The sequence below is a fragment of the Methanolobus sp. genome (genome assembly GCF_030682845.1).
Lineage (GTDB): Archaea > Halobacteriota > Methanosarcinia > Methanosarcinales > Methanosarcinaceae > Methanolobus.
Genome location: NZ_JAUXNK010000004.1, coordinates 1 through 5391, shown reverse-complemented (window position 1 = coordinate 5391; position 5391 = coordinate 1). Strand labels below are relative to the sequence as shown.

The 5391-nt window shown below is 42.1% G+C and carries 4 protein-coding genes; 3 read left to right on the top strand and 1 reads right to left on the bottom strand.

What is annotated here, in order from left to right; genetic code table 11:
• The coding region (gene katG / locus Q8J68_RS00280) for a catalase/peroxidase HPI (RefSeq protein ID WP_305309575.1) at positions 1–1770 on the top strand (1770 nt) is incomplete at its 5' end.
• Positions 1771–2537: 767 nt separating this feature from the next.
• Here katG and Q8J68_RS00275 read toward each other — a convergent pair.
• Positions 2538–3323, bottom strand: coding sequence for a winged helix-turn-helix domain-containing protein (locus Q8J68_RS00275; protein ID WP_305309574.1), 786 nt, complete (start codon positions 3321–3323; stop codon positions 2538–2540).
• Positions 3324–3767: 444 nt separating this feature from the next.
• On the opposite strand from Q8J68_RS00275, the gene Q8J68_RS00270 reads away from it, so the two are divergent.
• Positions 3768–4532 carry a hypothetical protein gene (locus Q8J68_RS00270; RefSeq protein WP_305309573.1) on the top strand — a complete coding sequence of 255 codons (765 nt, stop codon included), beginning with the start codon at positions 3768–3770 and terminating at the stop codon, positions 4530–4532.
• Positions 4533–4587: 55 nt separating this feature from the next.
• Positions 4588–5391, top strand: an 804-nt coding sequence (locus Q8J68_RS00265) for a DEAD/DEAH box helicase family protein (RefSeq protein WP_305309572.1), incomplete at its 3' end; no start/stop codon positions are given.

Sequence of the window (5391 nt, the reverse complement as noted above, 5' to 3'; positions counted from 1 at the left end):
ATCTCCTGGGCCGACCTCATGATCCTGGCCGGCAACTGTGCTTTAGAATCAATGGGATTCAAGACCTTCGGTTTTGGCGGCGGGCGAGAGGACATATGGGAGCCTGAAGAAGAGGTCTACTGGGGTTCAGAAGAAGAATGGCTGGCTACGAGTGACAAGCCCCATAGCCGTTACTCTGGTGACAGGGATCTCGAAAATCCCCTGGCGGCAGTGCAGATGGGCCTAATCTACGTGAACCCGGAAGGTCCGGACGGCAATCCGGATCCGCTCGCCTCCGGCAAGGATGTTCGAGAGACCTTTGCACGCATGGCCATGAACGATGAAGAGACCGTCGCGCTTGTTGCCGGCGGGCACACCTTCGGCAAATGCCATGGCGCGGGCGATGCGAAGTTGGTAGGCCCGGTCCCTGAAGCTGCGCCCATCGAGGAACAGGGTCTTGGCTGGAAGAGCAGCTTTGGCAGTGGCAAAGCCGGCGATACGATCTCCAGCGGCATTGAGGGAGCATGGAAGCCAAACCCAACCCGATGGGATATGGGCTATCTGAAGGTCCTGTTCAAATACGATTATGAGCTGGTCAAAAGTCCTGCCGGCGCGAAACAGTGGCTAGCCAAGGACGTTGAGGAAGAGGACATGATCATCGATGCCCACGACCCGTCCAAAAAGCACCGACCCATGATGACCACCGCGGACCTTTCTTTAAAGTTCGATCCGATCTACGGGCCAATTGCACGACATTACCTGGAAAAACCCGAGGAATTCGCAGACGCTTACTCCCGCGCCTGGTTCAAGCTGACCCACCGTGACATGGGTCCACGCTCGCGCTATCTCGGCCCGGAGGTCCCGCAAGAGGAACTTATCTGGCAGGACCCGGTTCCGGCAGTGGATCATGATCTGATCGACGCACAGGATATCGCAGATCTCAAGAGCAAGCTACTTGCCTCGGGATTGTCTGTTTCACAACTAGTCTCAACAGCCTGGGCATCGGCGTCCACGTTCCGCAGCTCCGACAAACGAGGAGGAGCTAACGGGGCACGCATTCGTCTTGCGCCGCAGAAAGAGTGGGAAGTCAACCAGCCTGAACAACTTGCCAATGTGCTTGAGACCCTTGAGGGAATCCAAAAGGAGTTTAACAGCGCTCAGCCAGGTGGGAAGAAGGTTTCACTTGCCGACCTGATCGTCCTTGGTGGATGTGCAGGTGTCGAACAAGCGGCAAAGAATGCCGGCCACGATGTGACCGTTCCATTCACTCCGGGACGCACGGATGCATCAGATGAACAAACCGACGTTGTGGCATTCAGTGTACTCGAGCCCAAAGCAGATGGGTTCCGCAACTACCAGAAAGCCAAATACGCTGTATCGTCAGAGGAACTGCTGGTGGACCGGGCACAACTGCTGACCCTGACCGCTCCTGAGATGACGGCTCTCATAGGCGGTATGCGCGTCCTGGATACCAACTTCGGACAGTCCCAACACGGCGTTTTTACCAAGCGGCCGGAGACGCTCACCAATGACTTTTTCGTGAATCTACTTGACATGAGTACGGAGTGGAAGGCAGCCTCGGAAGACAAAGACGTGTTCGAGGGTCGTGATCGCGCAACAGGCGAACTCAAGTGGACCGGCACCTGTGTCGACTTGGTCTTCGGTTCGAACTCCCAGCTGCGAGCCTTGGCGGAAGTCTACGGATGTGAGGACTCCCATGAGAAGTTTTTGAACGACTTTGTAGCGGTGTGGAATAAGGTAATGAACCTTGACCGCTTCGATATCGCCTGATCGTAACATCGACTCCCTCCCATATAATGGCTGATGATCATTTAATCATAAGGTTCCCTTCAACATCGTGTGGGTAATCGAATCCACAGGGAACCTTTCCCTACTGCGAGCATTTAGAGCAAATGATCTATCAGCCTCTGCATTTTTTATATAACACAATGTACTCTTAGAAAATCCTATTTTCCTTCAGGCAGAATAAGAGTTGCTTAGTATCTTTTTCAGGAAACATGCATTAACTTAGACAGGCTTCAAGTGGAATATTATTTGAAGACGCAGAATAGTCTCAGGGAGAAGCAGATTGAAGAGACAGCAGAACGTGTGATCGAGAAATTGAAACTGAAAAAGCTGGTGTAGAGGTTCGAATTTAACCCATAGTAACTGGGGGTGGATATATAGGTAACGTAAAAAACGGAACTTGTATTCTAAAATAACAATGTATTGTTAATTGGAAGAGCAAGAAAAAACGGAATTCTTTAAAATTGCATCAACTTTGATCTCACATTCCGCAGGTACGAACTCATTTTGAATAATTTTGCTTGCTAGCGTTTTTGTAATCTTACTATTATTGTTCTCATTTATATATATTCGAAAAATGCCCGTTTTAGCAGCATTCTTAGCGGACAAATAAAATATATTTCTCCATCAATATAACCAAAACCAGCATCAAGCAAAATTATGAACTTTTATTGTCTACCTGCGGAATGTGAGTTTGATTCTCAAATGCAACTTAATAAATAATGACCGAAAGAAAAAGGCTTCAGTGCAAATCAAATCTCATTTATTGGAGTAGATTCTTTCAAGTAATAATCAAACAGCTCTTTTTCCCATTCGAGTGATTTTTTACAACGGCACAATACATATTTTCCATCAAACTCACCATTATTTGTCAGTAAAGATAACATGCTGTGAGTGTCATTAAATGCAAAGAATAGGAAGTCTATTTTTTTTGGATAAACAAAAATATGGACAAGCTCACTCTTTGAAATTTCTATCAATTCTGAATAACGAGCAGGTTGCAATTTATCAAGCAAATCAGAAGGAAAAACAAAATACATCTGAACATTATTATTCATCATTTCATAGACTAATCTATAGAATTCGGGGTGGATGTATGTAGTGATTACATAGTGAGACTCAGACCTCTTGCTTGCTTCATGAAATTCATTATCTATCTCGTATAGGTCTGTAATTGATGGTTTTATCACTCTGCATTCTCTCAGTTCATCTATCCTTTGTAAAAAGTGAGGCGGGATAAAATTCAAGTCATGAGTTCCCCAGTAATCAATATCATTATCAAGGACTTCGATTTTTTTTAATAGAGGAATCATCTTTTCAACTATCAATTTACCAATTATTGTTAGTTCATAAGTATCCTCATAGTGAGAAACAAGATGATGTTCTTCCAACACCTTAATCTGAGGAAGCAGTGCCTGTCTGGTAGTATCAAGGAATTTAAGAAGAAATTCCATTTCCTTTGCTCCATCCTGTAGCAGCAGAAGAACTCCCTTTCTCTTTTCTGACATGAATACAACATCAAGCAATGATTTCTTCATTTGTGGCACATCTATTCAAGTAATTAGAATTTCAGATAGCACTACATTAAATAGGTAATTCTTGATATTTATAACAGATTAAATTCATTTGTTAGAATTAATTTGACGTTTTAACGGCGTTAACTTTAAATTTTAATAAATTCCCTTCCTAAGTCTCCAACATCTTCCTAACATGAGCATTCAGAGTAAATGGCTTTCCAGTTCCAGCATCCTTCTTCATGAAAATGGGAGCGCGGAGGGCCGTGGAAACCCGATATTTTACAGGCTATCTACAGAGCCCATTCATCTAAAAGAATATTTCTGCAAACTCTTGCAAGATCAAATAAATAAATGTATATATACGATTTCTTTAATAAAAAATCATCATTGTCATATAGTAATGTTTTTATAATTTTAATCTTAAATAAGAAGTATCTTACTATACATTGCTTCTGGAGGGAACTAATGAATTTAGATGGGCGGGATTGTTCAAAGATAGATAAAAATGGAAATATTTATTCTGCTAAAAAAGCGCCGCCTAGAAATCTAGATGATTTTGTCAATGAATTAATACTAAAATCTAAATCAAAACATTTGAAAATATCATATAGTAACATAATTATTCTTTTTGCAATTATTCTGGCTGCGTCATTAATATATTCCTTTGGAGACTATATTTTTCCACCAAATGATTTTAATGAAAAACTGATGAGGTCTTCAACTGTCACAGTTCCTGTTAAAGCATCAGGTGAACCTGTAATTTTAATAAACAATGAATCTGCAGCTAATCCTACCTGGGATGAATTAATATCTTTTTTAAAGGTAGATGACACAGATAGAATACTGTATCAAAATAATACTTTTGTAAGTTCTGACTTTGCAGAACGGCTTCATAACAATGCTGAAAAAGCAGGTATTCGTGCATCTTTTGTAGTTGTAGATTTCTATGACAGTACTGACGTGCATGCTATAAATGCATTTGAAACAACTGACAAAGGTTTGACATATGTAGACTGTACCGGTTCAATTGTCAAATTACAAGAATTAGATAGTTTTGATAAAATTGCCTATATTCAAAAAGGAAAAAAATACGGCATTGTCTCTATATATTACACTGACACTCCTGAATACGAATATTACAATATAAGAAAAGACTATCTGTTCCGTAGAGGGTTTTATGATAACCTGGGATATGTATACACTGTGAATGTCTATTGGGAGCATATTTAAAACTAGTTTCAAGACGTATACCCAATGTTTATTAGTATCCGATTCTTTTTAAACTATGATGGAACTTTCCTTTAATCAAGGTACAATTGTCATTCGGGGAGATGTCAGGATCCCTAACTCTACATGGGATGAGCGTTCAAAAACCTTCAGGGCGATGGCTCTGTACTACCGGGATATTACTGATTATCTTCAAAATTCAGGAATCAGTTATACAGATAACGTCCTTGATCTTTTGCCATGTCCTGAACTTAAGAGCACAATAGAATTGAGAGGATATCAACAAAAATCTCTTGATGCATGGACCCAGAATAGCAGCCGTGGGGTCATCGTACTCCCAACTGGGAGTGGTAAAACTGTCGTGGGGATTAACGCAATTTCCTTATTGAACACGCCAACAATCGTGATAGTTCCAACTCTTGATCTGCTTGACCAGTGGCGTTCTAAACTGCAAGAGGAGTTCAAAGTCGATGTGGGAAAGCTTGGTGGTGGAAAGCAGGAGATAAAAGCCTTAACTGTATCTACATACGACTCTGCCTACATCCATGCTGCCAGGCTGGGGAACAAATTTGGTCTCATGATCTTTGATGAAGTTCATCATCTTCCTGCAGTAGGCTACAAGCAAATAGCTGAGATGTTTGCTTCACCTTTTAGGATGGGTCTAACAGCTACATATGAGAGAGAGGATGGAGCTCATAGTGAGATCAATCGGCTTGTTGGTGGAAAGGTATTTGAGAAAAAGGTGAAGGATCTTGCAGGGACGCATTTATCCCCGTTCATGCTTCAAAAGATAGTGGTTGAGCTGACTGAGAAAGAGCAGATGGAATACGAGCGTAATCAGGGAATTTTTGTAGACTATCTC

Coding starts and splice junctions, on each gene's coding strand:
- Q8J68_RS00270 (WP_305309573.1), top strand. CDS start 3,768: ATGAATTTAGATGGGCGGGATTGTTCAAAGATAGATAAAAATGGAAAT.
- Q8J68_RS00275 (WP_305309574.1), bottom strand. CDS start 3,323: ATGAAGAAATCATTGCTTGATGTTGTATTCATGTCAGAAAAGAGAAAG.